We start from the raw sequence: 23,488 nt of genomic DNA on the forward strand, positions 1-23,488 counted from the left end.
GGCTAACCCTTGGGGGTCACCTGCAGCCGGCCGAAGGAGACCTGCTTGCCGTCCTTGTCCAGGACCACCACATCATCGCGGCCGTTCTGGATCCCGGCCGGGAGGATGAACTCCGCGGTGTTGGCGGTGGTGGGGAAGAGCCAGCCGATCCGCTGGCTGCGCTTGTTGAGGTAGACGTAGTACCACTGCCCGTAGTCGAGCCCCTCGAGCACCACCTTCTGGCCGTTCCGGTACTTGTCCTGCGTCTTCAGGTCGAACGGCGGCGTCTGGCCATCGAAGTCCTGGACCGTCAGCGCGGGTTCGGACTCCGGCTGGGCGGGCTGCAGGTTGAGCTGGATTGCGCCGCCGCTCACGGAAACGGCGGCGCGTTTGGTGCCGTTGTCCGCGGAAGCACTGAAACCTACTGCGTCCAGCTTCCCGGCAGCGATGTCCGCCGCTGTCAGCACGTAGTCCCGGGTGGCCGTCAGGCTGTTCCCGGCAGCGAGGACCTGTTCGCTGATGCCCGTGTCCGGGGCGGATACCCCGGTCAGGGGCACGTTGCCGGCGTTGCCCAGCGTATAGGTGTACGTGACGGAGTCGCCCGCGGAGGCGTACCGGTCGCCGTCGTTGTCTGTCCACTCAGCCGCAACAGTGCCCTCGAGCCGGGCATCGCGGACCTTGAGGTCAACCTCGCCGCCGTTCACGGCATAGGTCCGGGTGGTTTGGCCGGCGGCGCTGACGTCCCAGCTGGTGTCGGGGACGAAGAAACCCTGGGCTGCCTCATCAGCGGTGACGGTGTGGCGGGGCGTGGCGCAGGTGTAGGACTGTCCGGCGGGCAGGACGCTATAGCGGCAGTTGCCGGGGCCGTCCGGTACGAACGGGCTGAAGTTGCCGGCTGTGGGCACTACCTTCTCCACCAGCGGGCTGGTGTTGGCGACATCGAATTTGTAGGGGAACCCCTCGCCGGCCGTGTAGGGCTGGGTGGCGAGGTCCCGGCCGGCGTCGTTGCGGCTGCCCGTGATGGCGGCAGAAACCAGGCCGTCGCGCAGGGCGACGGCCGCTCCGGTGAACGCCACCGTCCTGGTGAGCGACGGCGTCGCGCTGGCCGTGATGCTGAAGGACGCCTGAGGCACGAAGTAGCCGCGGGCCAGGTCCTCGGCCGTCACCGTGTGCTTAGCCGTGGTGCAGGTATAACTGGCACCGGCGGCCAGGTTGTTGTACCGGCAGTTGGGGGCCGACGGCGGCAGGAACCCGGCGTCGAAGTTCCCGGAAAGGGGCACGGAGTTGGCGGTGACGTTGGCCGTGCTCTTGACGTTGAAGGTGTAGCTGAGCACGTCACCGGCCTTGTACGGGCTGGCGGCGACATCCCGGTCCGGCGCGGACCCGGTGATGGTGAGGCCCACCTGCGGTGCCACCGGAACGGTGGCGGTAAAGGTGGCCTGCGAAACCCGGCCGTCCGCCGTCGTGAAGGCGGCATTGAGGTTCTGCGGACCGCTCGCGTTCGCCGGGGCGGTCAGGTCAACGTTCACGGTGGCGGAGGCGCCGGGCGCGACATCGGGCACGGGGACCGTCGTGGCGGACCAGCCGCTGGGGGTGTAGACGGTGGCGGTGGCGCCGGATAGCGTGGCGGCTTCCTGGTTGGTGACGGTGACGGCCACCTGCTTGGTGGCGCCGGACGCGGTGGTGACTGCAGGGACGGAAAGCGGCGCGCAGGCGTAGTTCAGCCAGGCATCGTCGAAGGCGGCGAACGGCATGTTGTCCGTGTAGTTGCCCTCGTACAGGACGCCGAACCGGCCCTCGTCCAGGCGGGTCACGGTGGAATAGGCGGAGAAGCCGGAACGGATGGTGCGGACCCCGGGCCAGGTGTCGCCGTCGTCGCAGGACACGCGTGCGGAGACGTTTTCACGGCCGGTCTTCGAGTTGGCGTTGGTGAAGATGAGCTTCTTGGCATCAGCAGTGCCTTGCGCGGCGTTGGGGAACATCCGCGCGATGGCGCCGTTGTTGGCGGGGTCCGGCAGTTCGGTGTCCTGCGTGACGGGGCCGTAGGTGGCGCCGCCGTCCATAGACACCGCCACCTTGCGGTAGCCCTGGTTGGCGTTGTCACGCGAGTTGAGCAGCACGCGCCCGTCGGAGAGTTCCACCGTCTTGTTTTCGTCCATCCGGTCGCCCACGTTGGCGCCCTTGTGCCACGTGGCGCCGTGGTCATCGGAGTAGACGCTGTAGGCCTGGATCCTGTTGCTGCCATCCGCCTGGCGGATGTCCCCGGCGTACTGCTGGATCAGGCGGCCCTTGTGCGGGCCGTATTTGAGCTGGATGCCCTCGCCGGAGGAAGCGAAGTTGGAGCGGACATCGCCGGGGGCCGGGCTGGTCTTGCTGGTGCCCGGCTTGGTGACGTCAGTGATGAGGCGCGGCTGGCTCCAGGTGAGGCCGCCATCGGAGGACTCAATGACCGCGGAGGAGATAACGGACCGGTCCGCGTCGTCGTTGCCGAACTGGCTGCCGCCGAACCCCTGGTCCTTGGAGTACACGAAGAACGCGAAGACCTTCCCGGCCTCGGCGTCCACAACGTAGGACGGATCGCTGTAGCCGTACTTCGGGGCGGCGGCGTCGCCCACATGCCCGGCGGCAATCACCTGCACCGGCCCCCAGGTCCGGCCGCCGTCGGTGCTGCGGCGCTGCACGATGGAGTTGGGGTTGGGGGCATCGGCCGAGCTGCCGGGCCTGCCGTCCCAGGCCGCGAGGGCCACGCCGTTGCCCAGGTAGGACAATGCCGGAATCCGGTAGAAGAAGTTACTGGCGGTCCTGTCCGCGGCCAGGTTGGCTTCCTGGAAAGCACCGGGAGGAGCGGTGGGGCTGTTGGACGGGATGGGTGCCGCCTGGGCGGGCAACCCGGTTCCGGCGAGCAGGGCCAGGGCGAGGGCGCCTGTGCCCGCAGCCTGCCCCATCGATCTTTTCCTGGTTCTTTTCAAGGTATTTCGCAAACCCATGTCCTTTCTGGACGCCGCGCTGCGGCTCGAATGGAGGTGACGCCGTCATGCTGAACCCATAATGTGATTCCTGCTACATACGACGTCCTACCACCCTAGGCATGGAAAGGGCCGGAAAGCTAGACTCAACATGTGACGTCCTATCTCCTTCCCTCAAACCCTTCGCCAGGGCCTGCTGCCTTACCGGTGGCTGTACCTGCGGCTGAGCACGTCCTCGCCGTCCGGGGCCGCGGGGGCTACCGCCAGTACCGGATCCCGGCGCTCGCCATCACCCCACGGGGCACAGTCCTCGCCGCCTACGACGGCAGGCCGAACCTCGATGACCTGCCAAGCCCCATCGACCTCCTGGTCCGGCGCAGCACGGACAACGGGCAGACCTGGAGCGGCCAGGAGGTGGTGCGGAGCGGCATTGGCCTGGAGGGTTTCGGTGATCCGAGCCTGTTGGTGGACGCCGAAACTGGCCGCATCTTTCTCTTCCATGCGGCCGGAACGCGCGCGGGCTTCTTCGAATCAGCCACCGGAATGGCGCCGGACGACCCCACCATCCAGCACACCGACCTCAGCTGGTCCGACGACGACGGCGTCACCTGGCAGCACCGGCGCCTCACCGCGGAACTGAAGGGCAGCTCCCCCGCCGGCAGGGACGTCACCGGCATCTTTGCCGCCGCCGGACAGGGCATCCAGATCCATGCTGGCCCCTTCACGGGCCGGCTGGTGCAGCAGTTCGTGCTCCTGTGCGGAGGCGAAATCATGGCCGCCTCCGCCTACAGCGACGACCACGGCGAGCGCTGGACACTGGGGGAATTCATCAGTGCCGGAACCCATGGCGCGGCGCCCAACGAGAACAAGGTGGTTGCCTTGGACGACGGCCGGCTGCTGCTCCACAGCCGGGCAACGCCCCGGCGCCTGGCCGCCACCTCCACGGACGGCGGCCACAGCTGGAGCCCGCTGGCACCCGTCGAGGACCTCCCGGATCCCAGCGACAACGGCTCACTGGCCCGCTTCGACGGGCTGCCGTCCGTCATGGATTACGCCGGCCCGGCAACGGACCAATGGCTGCTGGCCACCAACAACCGGGACACCGCGCTGCGCCGCAACACCGTCCTGAGCCTCTCGCCGGACAACGGCAGCACCTGGCCTGCCGGGCTGGTGCTCTGCCCGGGAAGCTCGGCGTACTCCACGGCCACCCGGTTGCCGGACGGCAACATCGGCGTCCTGTACGAACGCCAGGGCTACCGCGAAATCGTCTTCGCCTCCATTCCGGCCGCGCAGCTGACGGACCAGCTGGCAACGCAGCCGCACCCTCAGCCGTCCACCCCTGGGCCTGCAGCCGGGCTCACCTTCCACATGGAACTCCGGTCCATCACGCCGGGCCTCCCGGAGGTATGGCTGAACGCCGGGGAATTCCACGTCATGGCGGACGACGGCGGCGACTGGGGTGCGGCGTCCAAGGAGATCGGCCAGGGTTACTCCGCCGGGCAGGCCCAGGTGCTGGGCACGCGCGAGGCACAGGACCTCAACTACGGCCCCATCATCCCCGGCTACAAGGAAGGCGACATCCTCGCCTTCACGGGCAGGGCACGGAACGACGGCGGCGCAACAGTCACAGGGGTCAGGCTCGCCGGGCCTGGGGCCGCGGCTTTCCCGGCCCGGGACCTCCTGCCGGGCGAAGCGGCACTGTACTTCACGCCGTCGTACACCCTGACGGCGGAGGACGTGAAGCAGGAAGCCGTGGACATCACCTTCGCCGTGGAAGGAATCACCGGGAACACGGCATGGCGGCTGCAGAAACTCTTCCGGTTCACCATGGCCACCGGCGATGTCAGCGTGGAAGACGCGCCTCCGGTCAGCTCCCCTCGATAAGGGCGCACATCTGCCGCAGGCGGTCGACACGGTCCTGCACCGTCAGGCCCTCCCGCGGCAGGCCAACCTTGAAGCCGATGAACGGCCCCGTACCGGCGGCCGCGAGGCACCACTGGATTCCGGCGCGGTTGAGCAGAGAGCCCGGCGGCGCCCCTTCCACCTCGACGGCGGGGAGGTGCGCGTCGATCCACGGGTAGCCGAACTCCGTGGCGTCCGGTGAGCAGCCGGAAAACATGACGCCCGCCAGGACGCCCGCCTCCCGGGCCAGCGCAATATGTTCGGCGGCAGTGTCCGGATTGCGGGTTTCGATGACCGACCGGGCCCAGTTGATGACAAGGCCCACCCGGCTGCCGACCTGCTCGACGAGAGAGCGGACCACCTCCACTTCCTCACCGAACGGCAGGAAGCCTTTCTCCGGCCTGCCTCCGGGCCGGGGCGCGTCGCAGTGTTCCACCAGCACCCGGGTGGTGCCCCAGTCCCACCCGAGGATCTCGCTCAGCGATGCCCGGAACATGGCCGCGTCGGCGCCGGGATGCGGCGCTGAATGCAGCTCGACGGCTTCCACCTGGCGCCCCTCGCCCTTGAGGCTGAGCACGTAGGCATGGAGGCCGGCCACGAATTCGAGGGCCTCGCGCCTGCCGCCGGCGTCCGGGGAGGCCAGCCCGAACGCAGCCGATGCGCCCAGCCGCTGCATGGTGCCGGGTATCGAGGTCACGACGGCGGCCCACTCCGCAGGTGCGCCGGCGGGCCAGGGGTTTCCGCCATGCGGGCCGTACGGAAGTTCCAGTCCCCTGACGGCCGGGACGGCCGCGAGCCCACGGAAGAACTCCTGCTGCGACCCGGCAGGCTGGGCCGGATAAGCGCCGACGATGAGTGACATTTCGAACTCCTTGGCTTGGGAAGCGGTCTGCAGGCAGGCGGTCCGGTGAACGTGAGATTCCGCACTTGACGTCCGGCTGTGATCACCCTTACAGTCATTCTACGAGCTAGGACATCCTACATCCGATCAACATCTTTTGAATGGTGAGGCACATGAACAACATCAAGAACCTGCCGCTGGTCAATGACGCCAGCCGCCGGAACTTCCTGAAGCTGGGCGGGGCCATGGGCCTGGCCGCAGCCTTCGCCGGCTCCCTCGCAGCCTGCGGCGGTCCCGCCGCCACCACCACGGGCGCCACGGAAAACACCTCGCCCGTCAACAAGGACCTCACCATCGAGGCCGGCATCTCCTACGCGCTGTCCACCGGGTTCGACCCCATCTCCTCCTCCGGCGCCACCCCGATGGCCGCCAACCTGCACGTGTTCGAAGGCCTCATCGAACTGCACCCGGCCACCCGTGAGCCGTACAACGCCCTGGCCGCCGCGGACCCCAAGAAGGTCAGCGACACCCAGTACCAGGTCACCCTCCGGGACGGCGCCGTCTTCCACGACGGCACACCGGTCACCGCCGAGGACGTGGTGTTCTCCTTTACCCGCGTGATGGACCCGGCCAACAAGTCGCTGTTCTCACAGTTCATCCCGTTCATCCAGGAGGTCAAGGCCCTGGACGCCAAGACCGTGGAGTTCACGCTCAAGTACGCGTTCCCCGGCTTCGGCCCGCGCATCTCCGTGGTGAAGGTGGTGCCCAAGGCGCTGACCAACTTCCCGTTCGGTTCCGATCAGCTGAAGTCCTTCGACGCGAAGCCCGTAGGCACCGGCCCGTACAAGCTCATCTCCGCCGTCAAGGACGACAAGATCGTCTTCGAAGCCAACCAGGCCTACAACGGCCCCATGCCGGCACTGGCCAAGGGCATGACCTGGCTGCTGCTCTCCGATGCCGCCGCCCGCGTCACCGCCATGCAGTCGGGCCGCGTCCAGGCCATCGAGGACGTCCCTTACCTGGACATGGAGGGCCTGAAGTCTGCAGCCACCGTTGAGTCCGTGCAGTCCTTCGGCCTGCTGTTCATGATGTTCAACTGCAATGCCGCACCCTTCAACAACAAGAAAGTCCGCCAGGCCCTCCACTACGGCCTGGACAAGGATTCCATCATCAAGAAGGCCCTGTTCGGCAACGCCAAGCCGGCCAGCTCCTACTTCCAGGAGGGCCACCCGGACTACGTCAAGGCCAAGAACGTCTACGGCTACGACGCCAAGAAGGCCGAGGACCTCCTCAAGGAAGCCGGCGTCACCAGCCTCGAGTTCGAGCTCCTCACCACTGACACCGCCTGGGTCAAGGACGTGGCACCCCTGATGCTCGAATCCTGGAACAAGATCCCCGGCGTCAAGGTCACCCTCAAGAACCTGCAGTCCGGCGCCCTGTACACGGACCGCGTGGCCAAGGGCGACTACAAGGTTGTTGCCGCACCGGGCGATCCCTCGGTGTTCGGCAACGACGCGGACCTGCTCCTGAGCTGGTTCTACGCCGGTGACACCTGGATGAAGAACCGCGCCTTCTGGGCCGACACCCCGGAGCGGGCGCAGCTGGTGGACCTCATGTCCAAGGCCGGCCGCGCATCCAAGGAAGACGCCAAGAAGCTGACCGGCGAGATCGTTGACCTGGTGTCCGAGGAAGTCCCGCTGTACCCGCTGTTCCACCGCCAGCTTCCCAGCGCCTGGGATTCCAAGAAACTGAGCGGCTTCAAGCCCCTCCCCACCACCGGAGTGTCCTTCGTTGGTGTGGGCCGCACCGCCTAGCCCTAACCACCGGAGACTACATTGAGCACCATATTGCGACTGCTGGGCCGACGGCTCGCAGCCCTGCCGCTGATGGTCCTGGGCATCACCCTGCTGGTGTTCCTGGTCCTGCAGGCAGCCCCCGGAGACCAGGCAAGCAGCGCCCTGGGCGAGGGCGCCAGCGAGGAAGCCAAGGAACAGTACCGCCAGGCGAACGGCCTGAACGATCCGCTGCTGCTGCAGTATGTGCGGTTCCTGGGCAGGCTCCTGCAGCTGGACCTCGGCGTCACCACGCCGCCGGCCAAGTCGGTGGCGAGCATGATCGGTTCGGCGTTCCCCCTGACGCTGCAGCTGACCTTCCTGGGCGTCATCATCGCCGTTGTAGTCTCCCTGGTCTTCGGCATCATCGGCGCCCTGTACCGGGACAAATGGCAGGACCAGCTGGTCCGCGTCTTCTCCATCGCCGCGGTGGCAACGCCGTCGTTCTGGCTGGGCATCCTCCTGATCCAGTGGTTCGCCCTGGGACCGGCAGCGATGTTCCCGTCCGGCGGCATTGCCACCCCGGAGTCCGGCTTCGGCGGCTGGCTCAACTCGATGGCGCTGCCCGCCCTGGCCCTCGGCATCCCGGTTTCGGCCTCGCTCATCCGGGTGGTCCGCACCTCCATGGTGGAAGAGCTGGACCGGGACTACGTCCGCACGGCCATCGGCAACGGCGTGCCGTACCGCGAGGTGGTCTCCAAGAACGTGCTCCGCAACGCACTCGTCACCCCGGTGACCGTGCTGGGACTGCGGATCGGCTACCTGCTGGGCGGCGCCGTCGTGATTGAAATGATCTTTGCCCTGCCCGGCATGGGCCAGCTGATCCTCAACGGCATCACCAACCTGGACGTGAACCTGGTGCAGGGCGTGGTGCTCACCATCTCCGTCACTTTCGTCCTGGTGAACATCGCCGTGGACCTGCTCTACCTGCTCATCAACCCCCGAATCAGGACCGTGTGACCCATGCGCAGCAAACTCGCTGAACGTCTGAGCGCCCCCGGGATCCGCCTGCAGGCCCTGCCCTGGGGCTCCCGGCTGGCCCTCGCCTTCCTGGTGGTGATCGCCTTCGCCGCCGTCTTCGCCCCGGTCCTGGCCCCGCACGATCCGCTGGAATCCTTCATGCCGGCCACTCCCCCGGGTGCCGAGCATTTCTTCGGCACCGACCGGCTGGGCCGCGACATCTTCTCCCGGCTGCTCTACGGCTCGCAGTCCTCGCTGATGATCGGCCTCGGCGCCGTGGCCCTGGCAGTCCTTGCCGGTGCGTTCCTCGGCTCGCTGGCGGCCACGTCCAGCAAGGCCGTTAACGAACTCATCATGCGCCTCATGGACATCCTGATGGCGTTCCCCGGCATCGCCCTGGCCGCGGTGCTCCTGGCGGCGTTCGGCAACTCGGTGCCCACCATCATCATTGCCATCGCCATCATCTACACCCCGCAGCTGGCCCGCGTGGTCCGCGCCAACGTGCTCTCGCAGTACGGCGAGGACTACGTCCGTGCCGAGCGCGTGATCGGTGCCGGCCGGTTCTACATCCTGGCCAAGCACATCGTCCGCAACACCGCAGCCCCCGTGCTGGTGTTCGCCACGGTGATGGTGGCCGACGCCATCATCCTCGAAGCCTCGCTGTCCTTCCTGGGCGCCGGTGTCCAGGATCCCGCCCCGTCCTGGGGCAACGTGATCTCCTACGGCCGCAACCTGGTCCTGTCCGGCGGCTGGTGGGCCACCACCTTCGCCGGCCTCATCATCCTGCTCACCGTCCTGGCCCTGAACATCCTCGCCGAGGGCCTCACCGACGCCATGGTCAACCCCCGGCTGCGGCGCGCCCCGGTGGTGAAGGACGACGACGGTGCTGCCGCTTCCGTTGCCGGCGCAGCAGTCACAGGTTCGGCCGTGGATACCGAGGTGGGCACCTCGGTTGCCCAGCCGTCGATTGTGGAACAGCACGAGCTCGACGGCGTCCTGCCGGCTTCGGGAACAACCCCCACCGAAGGCCGGCAGGACACCTCAGCGGTACTCACCGACGTCAGGACCGCTGCCAACCCGCACGCCCTGCTGGACCGCGAGCTGGAACTGCTCGCCGCCGTCGAGGCAACCCGCACGGACCGCCTCCCCCAGGTCCCCGCGGACGCCCGCACGGTCCTGGAGGTCAACAACCTGTCCATCCGGTTCCCCGGCCGGTTTGGCGAGACAGCCATCGTGGACAACGTCTCGTTCACCGTCAGCGAGGGCGAAACCATGGGCCTGGTGGGCGAATCCGGCTGCGGCAAGTCCATCACCTCGCTGGCCGTCATGGGCCTGCTGCCCAAGACCGCCCGGATCACCGGTTCCATCCGGTTCGACGGCAAGGAACTGCTGGACCCGGACACCAGCCACAGCAACGCCAAGGCCTACCAGGGCCTGCGCGGCGAGCAGATCGCCATGGTCTATCAAGACGCCCTCAGCTCGCTGAACCCGTCCATGAAGATCAAGGACCAGATGCTGCAGCTGACCCGGCGCGGCGGCCGGAAGACCCCCGCCGAGCTGCTGGAAATGGTGAAGCTCGATCCTGTCCGCACCCTTGCCAGCTATCCCCACGAGCTGTCCGGCGGGCAGCGGCAGCGCGTGCTGATCGCCATGGCGCTGTCCCGTTCACCCAAGATCGTGGTGGCGGATGAGCCCACCACCGCCCTGGACGTCACCGTGCAAAAACAGGTGGTGGACCTGCTCAACGAACTGCGCGAACAGCTTGGCTTCGCCATGGTCTTCGTCAGCCACGACCTCGCCCTGGTGGCATCGCTGGCGCACCGCATCACGGTCATGTACGCCGGCCAGGTGGTGGAATCCGCCCAGGCCTCCGAGCTGCTGCAGAACCCGAAACACGAATACACCCGCGGTCTGCTCGGCGCCGTGCTCTCCATCGAGGCCGACGCCGCCCGCCTGCACCAGATCCCCGGCACGGTCCCTTCCCCTAACGATTTCGCCCCCGGGGACCGGTTCGCGCCGCGCTCCCTGCGCAGCGACGCCGACCCCAACCAGCAGCTGGTCCTCACCGCCGTGGCTTCGGCGAACGGCGGGGATTCGGACCACTTCTGGGCCAGCCACCGCAAGGAGGACGCCAAGTGAGCGCATCCACCGGACAGCCCGTCATTGAGCTCAAGGACGTCAAGGTCCACCACCGTGCCCGCACCGGGGGCCTCTTCCGCCCCAACGTGGTCAAGGCCGTCAACGGCGTGGACTTCACCATCAGCCGCGGTGAAACCGTGGGCATCGTGGGTGAATCCGGCTGCGGCAAGTCCACCCTGGCCTCCGTGCTGGTGGGCCTGCAGGCGCCCACCTCCGGGCAGGTCCTGTTCCACGGCAAGCCCGCCATCAAGCGGAACGCCGCGATGCGGAAAGAGTTTGGCCGGTCCGTGTCCGTGGTGTTCCAGGACCCCGCCACCGCGCTGAACCCGCGCATGACCATCCAGGACATCCTCACGGATCCGCTGCAGGTGCACGGCATCGGCAACGCCGCCAGCCGGGCCGCCAAGGTACGCGAACTGCTCGCGCTGGTAGGCCTGCCCGCCTCCGCGGCGGAAGTGACGCCGTCGCAGGTTTCCGGCGGCCAGCGGCAGCGCGTGGCTATCGCCCGGGCCCTGGCGCTGGATCCGGACATCATCGTGGCGGACGAGCCGACGTCGGCCCTGGACGTCTCCGTCCGCGCGCAGGTGCTGAACCTGCTCTCCGACCTCAAGGTGCGGCTGAACCTGGGGATGGTGTTCATCTCCCATGACATCCAGACCGTCCGCTACGTCTCTGACCGCATCTGCGTCATGTACTTCGGCGAGATCGTGGAGGAAGGCCCGGCCGCGCAGGTGTTCGACAACCCCAGCAACGACTACACCAAGAAGCTCCTCGGCGCGGCCCCGAGCCTCCTGCACACCTAAAACCACCCATCCCCTCTTCTACCAACCCAGTTATCGGAGTTTTCCCGTGTCTTCCCAGTTCTCCGGCGTCATCCCGCCCGTCGTCACTCCCCGCCACGCAGACGGCAGCATTGACACCGCTTCCCTGCAGAACCTCACCAGGCACCTGCTCGACGGCGGCGTGTCAGGGCTGTTCGTCCTCGGTTCCTCCGCCGAGGTGCCCTACATGACCAATGCCGAACGCGACCTGGTGGTCAGCACCATCGCCGAAGCCAACGCAGCCGCCGGCGACCGTGCTGTTCCGCTGATCGTCGGCGCCAACGAGCAGACCACCAACCGGGTGATCGAGGAGGCCAAGCGCGTGATCGACCTCGGTGCCGACGCCATCGTGGTCACCTCCATGTACTACGCCATCGGCAACGCGGAGGAGACCGAAACCCACTTCCGCAGCATCCACGCCGCCGTCAGCAAGCCGATCTTCGCCTACGACGTGCCCGTCCGCACCCACTTCAAGCTCCCCACGGACCTGCTGGTCCGGCTGGGCCGCGAAGGCGTCATCGCCGGCGTCAAGGACTCCTCCGGGGACGACGTCTCCTTCCGCCAGCTCCTGCTCGCGGCACGCGACATCGACAACTTCGACATCTTCACCGGCCACGAAGTAGTGGTGGACGGTGCCCTCCTGGGCGGCGCCCAGGGCGTGGTCCCGGGCCTGGGCAACGTGGCTCCGCGCGGCTACCGGAACCTCGTAGACGCCGCAGCCGCCGGCGACTGGGCCAAGGCCGCCGCAGAACAGGACCGCCTGGCCGACCTCTTCGAGATCGTCTACACCCCCAACGGCCGCGTCTCCGGCGGGGCAGCAGGGCTGGGCGCGTTCAAGACCGCCCTGCAGGTCATGGGAGTTATTGAATCCAACACCATGAGCGCACCCATGCCGGCGCTGAACGAGGACGAAACCAAGGCCATCCGCGGCATCCTCGAACGCAACGGCCTGGTCTAGACGCCACTATGTCCATGTACGCCGTTGGTGTTGACCTGGGAGGCACCAAGACTGCTGCCGGGGTTGTTTCCGGTGACGGGGAGGTGCTGTTTTCGGGCACCATTCCCACGCTGAGCCGTGACGGTTCCGCCGCGATCCTCGACGCCACGGCCGCCCTTGTTGCCGGGCTTCGGGACAAAACGGCCGACGCCGGAATCGCCGTTGGGCGGGTCGGCGTCGGATCCGCCGGGGTCATCGATGCAGCGCACGGCGTGGTGGTCTCGGCGACGGACGCCATCCCCGGCTGGGCCGGGACGGCACTCACCGCAGGCCTGGCCGCCCGGCTGGGCCTGCCGGCGTCGTCCGTCCGGGCCGTAAACGATGTGCACGCGCACGCCCTCGGCGAGGCGTGGACGGGCGCGGCGGCCGGGACCTCCAGCTCGCTGCTGGTCGCTTTCGGCACCGGCGTTGGCGGGAGCTTCGTCCTGGACGGCAAGCCCGTGCTGGGGCACCGCTACGCCGGCGGGCACGTGGGCCACTTTGCCTCCCCGTACGCGTGCTTCGACGGCGCCCCGCTCCCCTGCGTCTGCGGCGGTGCCGGCCACGTCGAGGCCATCGCCTCCGGGCCGGCCATCCTCGAGTCCTACCGCCGCCTGGGCGGCTCATCCCCTGCGGCGGACACCCGCGCCGTGTTTGCGCTGGCCGGCTCCGGTGATGGTGTTGCTGCCGGCGTGATCGGGATGGCCGCGGCTGCTGCCGGGCAGGCTGTGGGCGGGCTGGCGAACATTCTTGATCCCGAGGTGGTGCTGGTATCCGGCGGTCTGGCCGACGCGGGCGAGCGCTGGTGGCAGCCCATGGAAACTGCGCTGCGCGCCGAACTTTTGCCCGCACTGACCGGCATTCCGGTACGTCCCGCCGCGCTGGGCAACACGGCGGCCGTTGTTGGTGCCGCCAGACTTGTCCTTGAACCTGCCGTTTCCGCCCCCGCCGGATACTCTTCAGCCCAGACCTCCCGAAGGAACTGACCATGCTCCTGTCCCCCGATGCCCTCGAATCCCTGCGCGGGCGCCTGATCGTGTCATGCCAGGCGTACCCGGGCGAGCCGATGCGCGATCCCCGGACCACCGCGCAGGTGGCGGCGTCGGCCGTGATTGGCGGTGCGGCTGCCGTGCGCGTCCAGGGCCTGGCGGATGTCCAGCACGCCCGCGCGGCCGTGGAGGTTCCGGTGATCGGGCTGTGGAAGGACGGGCACAGCGGCGTCTTCATCACCCCCACGCTCCGGCACGCGCTGGCCGTGGCCAACGCGGGGTCCCATGTTGTGGCCATCGACGGCACCCGCCGTGAACGCCCGGACGGGCTTACCCTGGCCCAGACGGTGGCGGGAGTCCATGCGGAATCGCATGCGCTGGTGATGGCCGACTGTGGATCGTTCGCGGATGCCGCTGCCGCCGTCGAGGCGGGCGCGGACCTGATCGGCACGACCCTGTCCGGCTACAGCGGTGAGCGGCCCAAAACACCGGGCCCCGACCTGGAGCTGCTGGCGGAGATTGCGGCTGCCGGATTTGACGTTCCGCTCATTGCCGAAGGCCGCATCCACACGCCTGCCCAGGCCCGCCAGGCGCTGGATGCCGGGGCATTCGCCGTGGTGGTGGGCACCGCCATCACGCACCCGGCCACCGTCACCGGCTGGTTCTCGGACGCCCTCAAGTGACCTCTCCCTACCTGCTGACGGGCACCCTCCTGACGGACGGCACCACGGTGGGGGACGCCGCCGTCGCGGTGGTGGACGGCAGGATTGCCTACGCCGGGCCGTGGGCGGGGCTGGACGTTGCGTCGCTGCCCGCGTTGGCTCACGTGGAGCTTCCGCCGGGGAGCATGCTCCTTCCCGGGCTGATTGACCTGCACTGCCATGGCGCCGCCGGCGGCGACTTCCCGGGTGGTGACCCCGGGGCAGCCCGGACTGCGGTGGATTTCCTCCACCGCAGCGGGACCACCACGCTGCTGGCCAGCCTGGTGACCGCACCCCGCGGCGAGCTGCTGCGAAGCATCGGGACCCTGCGGCGGCTGGCCGACGACGGCCTGATCGCGGGCATCCACGCCGAGGGGCCATTCCTGTCCCAGGCAAGGTGCGGCGCCCAGGATCCGCGGTTCCTGCGGGACCCTGACCTTCACTTCCTTGGCGAGCTGTTGGATGCGGCCAGCGGCCACCTCCGCACCATGACCTACGCCCCGGAACTGCCGGGTGCGGCGGAGCTGGTGCTGGAGCTGGCTTCGAACGGTGTGGCACCGTCGCTGGGCCACACCGACGCGGATACACGTACGACGGCGGATTCGCTCACCGAAGCGGCCCGCCTGCTGGCTGTTTCCGGTGCTGACCGTGCGCGTCCAACGGTGACGCACCTCTTCAACGGCATGCCGCCGCTGCACCACCGCAGCCCGGGACCGGTGGCCGCGTGCCTTCAGCTGGCCGCCGCCGAGCGCGTAGCGGTGGAACTGGTGGCCGACGGGGTACACCTGGATCCGGAGACGGTGCGGATGGTGTTTGGGCTGGTGGGTGCCGCGAATGTTGCCCTGGTGACCGATTCGATGGCGGCCACGGGGCTGCCCGACGGTGAGTATGACCTCGGCCCTGCGGGAGTGGTTGTCCGGGATGGGGAGGCGCGGCTGCGAAGCAACGGCGCCCTGGCCGGCGGCACTGCCACGCTGCTGGACGTGGTGCGCCGGACTGTCGGGGCAGGGGTGGCACCCGCCGACGCGGTCCTGTCCGCCACCGCTGTTCCGGCGGGCGTTCTTGGCCTCAGCGGCGAGGTGGGGAGCCTGCGCGCCGGGCTGCGCGCCGACGTCGTGGTGGTTGATCCGGACTTCCGTCTTGTCCGGGTGGTTCGCGGCGGAGAGGTCCTGGCGTAGTCCCCGGCTGTACTAAGAGGGGTGGCAAAACTACTCTGGTTTGCCAGTATTCGAGCGTGACCTCCTGGGAGACGTCCCCGTCTCCGGGGGTTTTGATGACGTAGGTGTGTGGGGCAAGGTCGTCCGTGCAGGCCTGCGCGGTGCGCGTTGCAAGGCCCAGCTTCAGGTGCCGGGAATTGAGGACCTCGATTGAGGACGGGTAGGCAGGACAGCTTGAACTGCCGCTGATCACAACGGCGAACTTCGTTCCGGATTCCAGCCAGCCCACTACAGGGACGGGCGAGGGAAACGACGGGTCCTGCGCCCAGGAACCGGGTTTCGCCGTGACCGCTTCCGCCGGAAGTCCGCCCCGGAAATCGGATTCAGCAACTGAAGCGGGCGCGGCAGAACATCCAGTGAGCAGCGCGGCCGCGCCTAAAACGACATACCCAAGTAAATTCCCCATATACAGAGGCTACGCATTCAGGGCCTGATTTTCCGGGGTTCTGGCATTACTCCGGAGACTTCTTGCCCACCTAATGGGACTGCTATTTTTCCCGTCGAGCCAGCAGGATTTCGTTGGCGGCATACGGCACAAGGGCAACAAGAGGAATCGCCACTCCTTGCCAGAAAGGGACCAGCGACAGCACCAGCGGCATGAAGGACGCGATGAATATCAGCGGGTGGACATATCGATACCATTTCATGATCAGTTCCATCATGCTGACTTTTTGTTTAGATGACCACAAGGCGCCCTGGCACGCACACCGGGACTTGCCTACGAAATTGGTGCGAGTAGGGTCTCCGTATGCCATTAAAGGATGTATGCCTGGCCAGGCATTCCAGTTCCAGGCAGCGTACGGGAGGATGAAAATGAGAAGACGGCACTCAACAACGGAGCTTATTTCTGCAGCGTTCTTCCTGATCTGGGCCGCAATATTTCTCACATGGGAGCCAGTTGAGAATCTGCGACTCATCACTGGAATCGTTTTCGTGGTTGTTGGAGGCGCATTGATTCTGAAGAATCTCGCTGGGAGACGCCCCAGCAAATTGCGGCGTTCTGCGAGATAACTCGATGATGGCCTAAGTTGACAGTTACCGCAAGGAACCTAAGCTCAGCCCTTCATCCTGCTTGCCGAAGGTAGGGTTGCTGAGTGCTAGAGATCCGACCGAATTGCGAATGTTGCGACGTCGACATTGCTCCCTCTGCTGTGGCTTACATTTGCACATTTGAGTGCACCTGGTGTCCGGACTGCGTTGAACGGTTCCCGAATCGTTCTTGTCCAAACTGCGGAGGAGACCTTCAGCGACGCCCCACCCGGCCGGTTGCTGCCCTCATCAATAATTCAGCCAGCACTAAAAGGGTTGTATCTCCCGGTTGCCTCGAAAAGGTCACCGGGCTTTAGGGCTTTCGAGACCCGCTGAACCACCGGTTTATGCAGGGAAGGCGCTTTCGACGGCAGAAGATCCACTAGTCGGATTCACCTTGTCGATGGTCTCTCCAAAAGGCTGGCGTTTCCGGCCCCACTCACCCGCACGCGGTTACGCTGTCTTTCATGTCTCGAATTCTCATCACCGGCATGTCAGGGGCGGGAAAGACAACCCTGCTACATGAGCTGTCCCGGCGGGGCCATCGGACAGTCGACACCGATTACGACGGTTGGGTGCTTCCTGACGGAACATGGGACGAACCACGAATTTCTGCCCTCCTCGCGTCCAGTTCACCGCTAGTCGTTTCGGGGACGGTCGAGAACCAAGGACGCTTCTACGACTGCTTCTCCGCCGTCATTCTGCTCAGCGCGCCGCTGGAGGTCCTGCTCCAGCGGGTGTCGGGTCGTACGAACAATACCTATGGCCGCTCCGAAGCTGACCAGTCCGCGATCCGGCAATACGTCCTCGATGTCGAACCGCTGCTCCGGAGCGGCGCCACCCTCGAGCTCGATGCCCGCCGGCCAGTCGCGGACCTGGCTGACGACGTCGAACGCATTATGGCAGCGCCGGGTCACGCGTAGCCCAACTCGGCCCGCCGCCTCACCTTCGAAATTTGCGGCGGCTTCCGCCTAGTATCCGGCGACATGGGTGAGCGGTTGAGTGGGCCGCTCCGCTCCGTCCAGGGGCTGGATCAGCAGGTTCCGGTGCAGTGTCACCCATCCATCGCGTTCAAGCGGAAGGTGATCGAACTGGTCGGGGACAAAGACTACGGTCCTGTCATCCGGATCCTGCACTTCCACCAGGATGTCCCGGCCGTCACCGAGGCTGTTGCACGCTTCCCAGTAGTTGTATTGGTCGTCATACGGGTATTTCGCCACCAGGCACACGACTTCGGGCAGCGGGCCGGGCGCGGCGTAATAGTTCATCGACTCGTACGCGGCCAGGAACCTCGACTCGCGGATTTTGGCCTCCCCTGCTTCGTCCTGGATGGCGGGGACGGCATCCTGTTTGGTCAGCTGCCGCTCCAGGACGTGGACGGTTCCGGGGACGCCCATGACAAACCGCACGTAGACGAGCCCCAGAACCGCGCACGTACCGAGGCCGGCAAGGGCGGCGAATGTGATCATGAGTCTCCAGAACGGCGTCAACGGAACTGGCGGTTTCTGGCCGGTCATTGCCGTCCCCGGAAAAGGTTGTCGCTGATCTTCGTCCACCCGGCTGCCTGCAGCTCATTGGTGTCGTACTGGTCAGGAACGAGGGTCAGTTCGCGTCCTGCCTGGTCGCTCATGGTGACGATGGGGTCGTGAGCGGAAACCATGCCGGCGCACCCGGCCATCGGAGGCCCCTGCGCGTCACCTGCCTCAATCAGCAGGCAGATGATTTCCTCGCCATTCGCGTCCCTGGTGGCGACAAAGACTTTGGATCCTGACCTCGTCCCCAAGTACCGGGCCGATTCCGTGTCGATCCCGCCGTACAAGGCGTATATCGCGGAAACCGCATCTTCGGCCGTGGCCGTCTTCTCCAGGACTTTCAGGGTGGGGCTGGTTTCCCACGGCCCGTACTGGAACACAGCCAGGCCGACGGCCAACACGGCGAGCCCGAGCCCCAGCCACCGGGCATTCCTGAACCGCGAAACGGCAAACGCCAACACCATGGCCGCCGCCAGAAATACAGCGATAATCAGGTAGTCAATAATGTTCAAGCGCTGCCCCCTCAGGCTGATTGATCTCCCTGCACGCTACACGCTGACCGGCAGGTCAGCCTTCACCCGTCCGATATCGTCCTCTAAAAGGCATTCATCGTAATGGGGGTAATTGTGCGGGAACTTGTCTACTACGTCGCAGTATCGGTTGACGGCTACATCGCGGCACCTGACGGATCATTCGACGTCTTCCCTGTCGAGGGCGACCACATGCAGGTGCTCTTCACTGAGTTCGCCGACGCCCTGCCCACCCATGTCCTCGGAGGGCTGGGCATTGAGGCGCCCAAGAACCGTTTCGACACCGTCATCCAGGGCTGGAACAGCTACAACGTCGGCCTCGCCTTGGGCATCGACAGCCCCTACGCCCACCTGCACGAGTACGTCGCCACCCGTAGCAGGACCAGCTCCAACCCGGCAGTCACGTTCACCAACGACGCCCTGGCCACCGTCCGAAGCCTCAAACAGGCGGAAGGGCTGGACATCTACCTCTGCGGCGGCGGCGCGCTGGCCGGGGCCCTGCTGCCCGAGATCGACAGGATCATCCTCAAACGCAACCCGGTTGTCCTCGGGGCAGGCATCCCGCTGTTCGGAAACACCGCCTTTGAGCCGTCCGGCTTCCAGCCCGTCAAGTCACGGACCTTCGAGTCCGGAGTGGTGATCGAGGAGTACGCACGCACCCCGCTGGGTGCCGCTGACGCGTCCTGAGTCAGACGACGACGGCGGCACCGGCCACCCGCACGGCCTCGCCGGTTCCGGGGGCCAGCTTGGCCGCGGCGGCTTCATCCGCCACCACAGTGACGTGCGCATGGCGCTGCAAAATTGACGCCGGGCAGTCGGCGGAGACGGGCCCCTGCAGCGCTGCCGCCAGAATCTCTGCCTTGTCCGCACCGCTGACTACCAGCAGCAGGTGCCGGGCTTCCATGATGGTGCCCAGCCCCTGGGTGATGCACTGTGTGGGGACATCGTCCGGCGACGCAAAGTACCGGGCATTGGCCTGCCGGGTGCGTTCGGTGAGCACCTCCACCCGCGTCCGCGAATCGAGGGCTGACCCCGGCTCGTTGAAAGCAATGTGTCCGTTGTGGCCGATGCCCAGGATCTGCACGTCAATGCCACCGGCCCGGGCTATGGCCGCGTCGTAATCCGCTGCCGCCTGCCGCGGGTCCGGAGCCCCGCCGTCGGGCACTGCAACGTTGGCCGGGTCCAGGCCCAGCCGGACGGTGACCTCACGGCGGATGACTTCGGCGTAGCTTTCGGGGTGCCCGGCGGGCAGGCCAACATACTCATCGAGGGCGAACCCGCGGACGGCGCCCATCTCCACGGAATGTTCCGCGAGCGCCTTGTAGATGGGCAGCGGCGAGCCGCCCGTCGCTAGCCCTAGGACAGCGTCGGGCTTGCTGCGGACCACGGCGGCCAGGATCCCGGCGGCGACGGAACCGGTGGCGGAGGCGGTTGGCACTACGAAAATTTCCATGGCAAAGGCACTCTCTACGGGGCACGGAACATCGGAACAGGGCATGGCGCAGCCAGAGGAAGGGCTCAGCCACAGGAAAGGGGCGCCGCAAACTGCGGCGGGAGGGGAGTCGTAGAATCCGGCGGGGCCGGGAGCAGCTAGGCTGCCGCGACGTCCTTGAGCTTGAGTCGGATGCCATCGAAGTGCCGCTGCAGCCGCTCGGAGGCCAGGGCCTTGTCGCGGGCTTCCACGGCTTCGTAGATCTCCCAGTGGATCCGGGCCTGCTCTTCGAGGTTGACCGGCCCGGAGCCCAGGGCTTCGTGGATCTGCCGGTAGACCTGCCAGAACACGTCCATGAGGTTGATCAGCAGCTCATTGTTCAGGGGCGCGTAGAGCCGGCGGTGGAACTCGGCGTCGTGCTCCACCAGGGACTCGCCCTTGGCGGCAGCGTCCTCCATGGCCTGCATGGTGGACCGCAGGTCGGCGAGGTGTTCGTCCGTCAGGAGGTCGATGGCGGACCCCACCAGGCCGGACTCAAGCGCCTGCCGCACGTCGATGAGCTCCATGGCTTCTTCGCCCTTGTGGCGCAGCGACAGCCTGCCGCGGAACGTGAGCCCGGAGACCAGTGCGCTGAAGTTGTTGGGGGCCACGAACATGCCGAAGCCGTGGCGGATTTCGATGACACCCAGGGCCTGCAGGACCTTCAGGGATTCCCGCACGGTGTTGCGGCCAACCCCCAGCTCGGCGGAGAGTTCGCTTTCGGTGGGCAGCGCATCGCCCACGTCCAGGCCACGCTCCAGGATGAGTTCCATGATGCGGGTCTGCAGCGCCTGGGAGCGGATTTGGGCACTGAACCTGGCTGACGATACCGCCGCGGGTGTTGCTGTCACGTCATCTCCTTCGGCCACACTCCGTGGCGGCCTTCATCTCGAATCAGTGTACAGGACATGGGACGTCCTTTGTCTTGCGGCGTCACCTTTTCTTCCGGGAACGCTATCCGCCCACATGGTGAATGGTAAAGGCGGTCAGGAAGCCCACGGAGGCCGTGAGCCCCGTCAGGTTATGGTGCTCCTCGAAGGCCTCCGGGATCATGGTGTCCGCCAGCATGGCCAGGATCCCGCCGGCGGCCACGGACGTTATGAACGCCACCAGCTCCTCCGGCGCGTTTTCCAGCAGCGTGTATCCCATGAGTGCTGCCAGGCCGCTGAGGATCGCAATCCCGCCCCACAGCCCAAAGACGTACCCGGCGCTCCGGCCGGCCTTCTTCATGCCGGCCGTTCCGGACAGCCCTTCGGGAACATTGGAGATGAACACGGCAGCCATCATGGCCGGGCTCACCGCCCCGCCGGCAAGCATGGTCACACCCAGCACCACTGACTCGGGGACGCCGTCCAGCAGCGCCCCGACGGCGATGGCGGTTCCGCTGCCCGGATCGTCCTTTTCGGAGGGCTGCTGGCCGCCGGACCTCTTCCGGTGCTTGGCGCCCGCCCGGGCCAGCAGCATGTTGGCGCCCACGTACACCACGGCGCCAGCCAGGAAGCCTGCCACGGTGGGCCAGAGTCCGCCGCCCTGGACGGCCTCATCCACCAGCTCGAACGCCAGGGCGGAGATCAGCACGCCCGCTCCAAAGGACATGATCGAGGACACCAGCTTGGACGGCAGCGACCACCGCCAGGACAGTGCTGCGCCCAGGACCAGGGCGGCACCGGCGATGGTCCCCCACATCAGGGCCTGCAGCCAAACGGGCATGTTTCCCACTTTCCGGCTCCCCCAGCGGGAGCCATGTCCCACAAGGCGTACCCCCGGGGACGGTTCCTAAGCAACAGCTCCTATGCAAACATGCGCGCCGAAGGCACGTCCCGCACGCAGAATTGATGCGATCTTGACCCAAACCTTACTGACCGCTGCAGTTGCGGGTCCACGCTGGACGAAGAAGGGCAAACCAGCTTGGGGAGCAGGAAGTCATGGGAAACGAAACAGCATATGACAAGGACGTCATCGCGGTGGGCGGGGTCCTCACGGACCAGCACCCGCTCGACTTCCACACCCTGGGGCTGGCCGGCTGCATTGACCGGCTGACCGGGCCCCTCCGCCAACGCGGGACCGCGGTCCGCTGGGATACTCCGCACTGGGGCATTGAGATCCCGGCGGACTGTGCGTCCCTGCTGTACCAGTCTGCACGCGAAGTGATCAGCAACGCCTACAAGTACTCGGACGCATCCGAACTCAGCGTGCAGCTTGCGGTGGTGGACCACGGGATCCGGATGAAAGTGGCCGACGACGGCACGGGCTTTGATTGCAGCCGCGCCAACCGGGGGCGGCACCACGGCTACGGCCTCCGCCTGATGGCGGTTGCGGTTGAGGAAGCGGGCGGCTCCGTGGACATCGACTCCCGCCCCGGCCACGGCACCTCGGTGACGGTCACCCTGCCGCTGGACTGACTAAGCCCCGGCCCTGCGCAAGGCCTGCACAAGGGCCGCAAAAGACTCGAATGCCCGCCGTCGCTGGGACGGCGGGCATTCGTATATCCAAAGGGGCGTCCCAACAAATCCTTCGGAAACGATCGTTGGAACTTCGGGGAGCTAGCGGGACAGCTTGTCCGCGTCCGGCTCCAGGTCGCCGATGTGGCCGGGGGCGTTGGCGGCCAGCACCCGGGCAACAAAGGCGCTGTACTCCTCAATGTAGTGGCGCAGGAACTTGGCGGTGCCCTCATCCCTGAGCTCGCCGTCGTCGTCGAAGGCATCCGGCTTGTACTGGATGTAGGCTTCCGGCGCGTTCAGCTGCGGCGCGTCCAGGAAGCTGAGCACGCTGCGCATGGAGGACTGCATCACCGCCGTGCCGATGCTGCCCGGCGAGGCGCCGATGATGCCGGTGGGTTTGCGGGCGAAGGAGTTGGTTCCCCAGGGGCGCGAACCCCAATCGATGGCATTCTTCAGCGCGCCCGGAATGGACCGGTTGTATTCGGGCGAGACAAACAGGATGCCGTCGGACGATTCGATGGCTTCCTTCAGGGCGCGGCCCTCGGCGGGGAAGTCGGCGTCGTAGTCGTAGCTGTAGAGCGGGAGGTCCCGGATGGGAATCTCCGAGAACTGCAGATCTTCAGGGGCCAGCTTGATCAATGCGTTGGCGAGGACCCTGTTGATGGAGCCGGTTGCCAGGCTCCCTACGAAGTAGCCGATCTTGAACGGTGCCATGAGTGTTCCTTCCGGTGGCCGGCCGGAGCCGGCCACATGCTGTCCTGGATTGCCTTTCCTGGGAAAACTGCCGTCCCCTGGACAGGACCAGCGGCGGCGGTGGTGCTCAGTGCACCCCCAGTCCAGCACAGAAGGCCGGCCCCGGCCAGAGGTTCCCGCACGCGCCGTTGACACGCAGCAGGCAAGGGCGCTCAATGATCAGTACCGCCGCCACCGAGCCGCGGCACCAGCAAAGGAGCAGGCAGCGATGACCGAAAATCCATTGCGCGACGACCGGGTCCACCCGGAGTCTCCGGCGGAGGGCGATCCGGACGCGGATCCCTCGGACGACGTCAGGGCCCATTCCCAGGACCCCGCGGAAGGGCCCGACGTTCCGGACGAGCCGCACCCGAAGTCCTGATCCGGGGATGAAAGGCCCCCGCAATTTCCGGCCACCCCTTGCCACCCC

23 protein-coding genes are annotated in these 23,488 nt (G+C 66.7%); 14 read left to right on the forward strand and 9 right to left on the reverse strand.

The genetic code is table 11. From position 1 onward, the window contains the following. Positions 1–2: 2 nt before the first annotated feature. Entirely contained in the window at positions 3–2,924 is a 2,922-nt protein-coding gene (locus BLT71_RS18870; RefSeq protein WP_091723309.1) for an exo-alpha-sialidase, read from the reverse strand. 174 nt (positions 2,925–3,098) lie between these two features. On the opposite strand from BLT71_RS18870, the gene BLT71_RS18875 reads away from it, so the two are divergent. Continuing rightward, a complete protein-coding gene (locus tag BLT71_RS18875; RefSeq protein WP_091723311.1) occupies positions 3,099–4,829 on the forward strand; it encodes a sialidase family protein in 1,731 nt (576 codons plus the stop codon). Here the strand turns inward: BLT71_RS18875 and BLT71_RS18880 are convergent. Continuing rightward, positions 4,813–5,709, reverse strand: a complete 897-nt coding sequence (locus BLT71_RS18880; protein WP_091723312.1) for a DUF4862 family protein — start codon at positions 5,707–5,709, stop codon at positions 4,813–4,815. The genes BLT71_RS18875 and BLT71_RS18880 overlap by 17 nt on opposite strands. 140 nt (positions 5,710–5,849) lie before the next feature. Here BLT71_RS18880 and BLT71_RS18885 point away from each other — a divergent pair, with 140 nt between their 5' ends. The 8 genes from BLT71_RS18885 to BLT71_RS18920 are packed head-to-tail and all read left to right on the forward strand — an operon-like array spanning position 5,850 to position 15,284. After that, positions 5,850–7,502 carry an ABC transporter substrate-binding protein gene (locus BLT71_RS18885; protein WP_091723314.1) on the forward strand — a complete coding sequence of 551 codons (1,653 nt, stop codon included), beginning with the start codon at positions 5,850–5,852 and terminating at the stop codon, positions 7,500–7,502. 21 nt (positions 7,503–7,523) lie between these two features. Continuing rightward, positions 7,524–8,480 carry an ABC transporter permease gene (locus BLT71_RS18890; RefSeq protein WP_091723315.1) on the forward strand — a complete coding sequence of 319 codons (957 nt, stop codon included), beginning with the start codon at positions 7,524–7,526 and terminating at the stop codon, positions 8,478–8,480. Positions 8,481–8,483: 3 nt separating this feature from the next. Next, the gene (locus tag BLT71_RS18895; RefSeq protein ID WP_091723317.1) at positions 8,484–10,619 is read left to right on the forward strand and encodes a dipeptide/oligopeptide/nickel ABC transporter permease/ATP-binding protein; all 2,136 of its coding nucleotides are present in this window, start codon (positions 8,484–8,486) and stop codon (positions 10,617–10,619) included. Further along, positions 10,616–11,422, forward strand: a complete 807-nt coding sequence (locus BLT71_RS18900) for an ATP-binding cassette domain-containing protein (RefSeq protein WP_091723318.1) — start codon at positions 10,616–10,618, stop codon at positions 11,420–11,422. The genes BLT71_RS18895 and BLT71_RS18900 overlap by 4 nt, the downstream gene beginning before the upstream one ends. 46 nt (positions 11,423–11,468) lie before the next feature. Continuing rightward, positions 11,469–12,398 (forward strand): dihydrodipicolinate synthase family protein, encoded by a 930-nt coding sequence (locus BLT71_RS18905; protein ID WP_091723320.1) that lies wholly within the window; start codon positions 11,469–11,471, stop codon positions 12,396–12,398. A gap of 14 nt (positions 12,399–12,412) precedes the next feature. Beyond that, the gene (locus tag BLT71_RS18910) at positions 12,413–13,402 is read left to right on the forward strand and encodes an ROK family protein (protein WP_091724190.1); all 990 of its coding nucleotides are present in this window, start codon (positions 12,413–12,415) and stop codon (positions 13,400–13,402) included. Positions 13,403–13,404: 2 nt separating this feature from the next. Beyond that, entirely contained in the window at positions 13,405–14,088 is a 684-nt protein-coding gene (locus tag BLT71_RS18915; protein WP_091723321.1) for an N-acetylmannosamine-6-phosphate 2-epimerase, read from the forward strand. Beyond that, positions 14,085–15,284, forward strand: coding sequence for an N-acetylglucosamine-6-phosphate deacetylase (locus tag BLT71_RS18920; RefSeq protein ID WP_091723323.1), 1,200 nt, complete (start codon positions 14,085–14,087; stop codon positions 15,282–15,284). The genes BLT71_RS18915 and BLT71_RS18920 overlap by 4 nt, the downstream gene beginning before the upstream one ends. 527 nt (positions 15,285–15,811) lie before the next feature. Here the strand turns inward: BLT71_RS18920 and BLT71_RS20475 are convergent. Continuing rightward, positions 15,812–15,985 carry a hypothetical protein gene (locus tag BLT71_RS20475; RefSeq protein ID WP_157693511.1) on the reverse strand — a complete coding sequence of 58 codons (174 nt, stop codon included), beginning with the start codon at positions 15,983–15,985 and terminating at the stop codon, positions 15,812–15,814. 432 nt (positions 15,986–16,417) lie between these two features. Here BLT71_RS20475 and BLT71_RS18925 point away from each other — a divergent pair, with 432 nt between their 5' ends. Both BLT71_RS18925 and BLT71_RS18930 read left to right on the forward strand, forming a co-directional pair. Next, the gene (locus BLT71_RS18925) at positions 16,418–16,669 is read left to right on the forward strand and encodes a DUF1272 domain-containing protein (protein ID WP_091723324.1); all 252 of its coding nucleotides are present in this window, start codon (positions 16,418–16,420) and stop codon (positions 16,667–16,669) included. 150 nt (positions 16,670–16,819) lie between these two features. Then, on the forward strand, positions 16,820–17,275 hold the full coding sequence (locus BLT71_RS18930; RefSeq protein ID WP_091723326.1) for an AAA family ATPase: 456 nt from the start codon (positions 16,820–16,822) through the stop codon (positions 17,273–17,275). A 48-nt stretch (positions 17,276–17,323) separates the two neighbouring features. Here BLT71_RS18930 and BLT71_RS18935 read toward each other — a convergent pair whose 3' ends face one another. Together BLT71_RS18935 and BLT71_RS18940 are read right to left on the reverse strand one after the other, a co-directional pair. Further along, a complete protein-coding gene (locus BLT71_RS18935; protein ID WP_091723327.1) occupies positions 17,324–17,821 on the reverse strand; it encodes a hypothetical protein in 498 nt (165 codons plus the stop codon). A 44-nt stretch (positions 17,822–17,865) separates the two neighbouring features. Continuing rightward, positions 17,866–18,396 carry a hypothetical protein gene (locus tag BLT71_RS18940; protein WP_091723329.1) on the reverse strand — a complete coding sequence of 177 codons (531 nt, stop codon included), beginning with the start codon at positions 18,394–18,396 and terminating at the stop codon, positions 17,866–17,868. Positions 18,397–18,498: 102 nt separating this feature from the next. On the opposite strand from BLT71_RS18940, the gene BLT71_RS18945 reads away from it, so the two are divergent. Then, positions 18,499–19,101 (forward strand): dihydrofolate reductase family protein, encoded by a 603-nt coding sequence (locus tag BLT71_RS18945; RefSeq protein WP_322788301.1) that lies wholly within the window; start codon positions 18,499–18,501, stop codon positions 19,099–19,101. Position 19,102: 1 nt separating this feature from the next. On the opposite strand, the gene BLT71_RS18950 is transcribed toward BLT71_RS18945, so the two are convergent. From BLT71_RS18950 to BLT71_RS18960, 3 genes are all read right to left on the reverse strand, one after another. Beyond that, positions 19,103–19,867, reverse strand: a complete 765-nt coding sequence (locus BLT71_RS18950) for a glucosamine-6-phosphate deaminase (RefSeq protein WP_091723331.1) — start codon at positions 19,865–19,867, stop codon at positions 19,103–19,105. 137 nt (positions 19,868–20,004) lie between these two features. Next, a complete protein-coding gene (locus BLT71_RS18955) occupies positions 20,005–20,736 on the reverse strand; it encodes a FadR/GntR family transcriptional regulator (protein WP_015938557.1) in 732 nt (243 codons plus the stop codon). A 103-nt stretch (positions 20,737–20,839) separates the two neighbouring features. Next, on the reverse strand, positions 20,840–21,595 hold the full coding sequence (locus BLT71_RS18960; protein WP_091723333.1) for a ZIP family metal transporter: 756 nt from the start codon (positions 21,593–21,595) through the stop codon (positions 20,840–20,842). Between the two features lie 215 nt (positions 21,596–21,810). Here BLT71_RS18960 and BLT71_RS18965 point away from each other — a divergent pair, with 215 nt between their 5' ends. After that, entirely contained in the window at positions 21,811–22,287 is a 477-nt protein-coding gene (locus BLT71_RS18965) for a sensor histidine kinase (protein ID WP_091723334.1), read from the forward strand. Between the two features lie 141 nt (positions 22,288–22,428). Here BLT71_RS18965 and BLT71_RS18970 read toward each other — a convergent pair whose 3' ends face one another. After that, positions 22,429–23,040, reverse strand: coding sequence for an NADPH-dependent FMN reductase (locus tag BLT71_RS18970; RefSeq protein WP_091723336.1), 612 nt, complete (start codon positions 23,038–23,040; stop codon positions 22,429–22,431). A 247-nt stretch (positions 23,041–23,287) separates the two neighbouring features. On the opposite strand from BLT71_RS18970, the gene BLT71_RS20605 reads away from it, so the two are divergent. Continuing rightward, entirely contained in the window at positions 23,288–23,440 is a 153-nt protein-coding gene (locus BLT71_RS20605) for a hypothetical protein (protein WP_172830010.1), read from the forward strand. Positions 23,441–23,488 lie beyond the last annotated feature (48 nt).

Origin of the sequence: Pseudarthrobacter equi (assembly GCF_900105535.1) — a bacterium.
Classification (GTDB): domain Bacteria; phylum Actinomycetota; class Actinomycetes; order Actinomycetales; family Micrococcaceae; genus Arthrobacter; species Arthrobacter equi.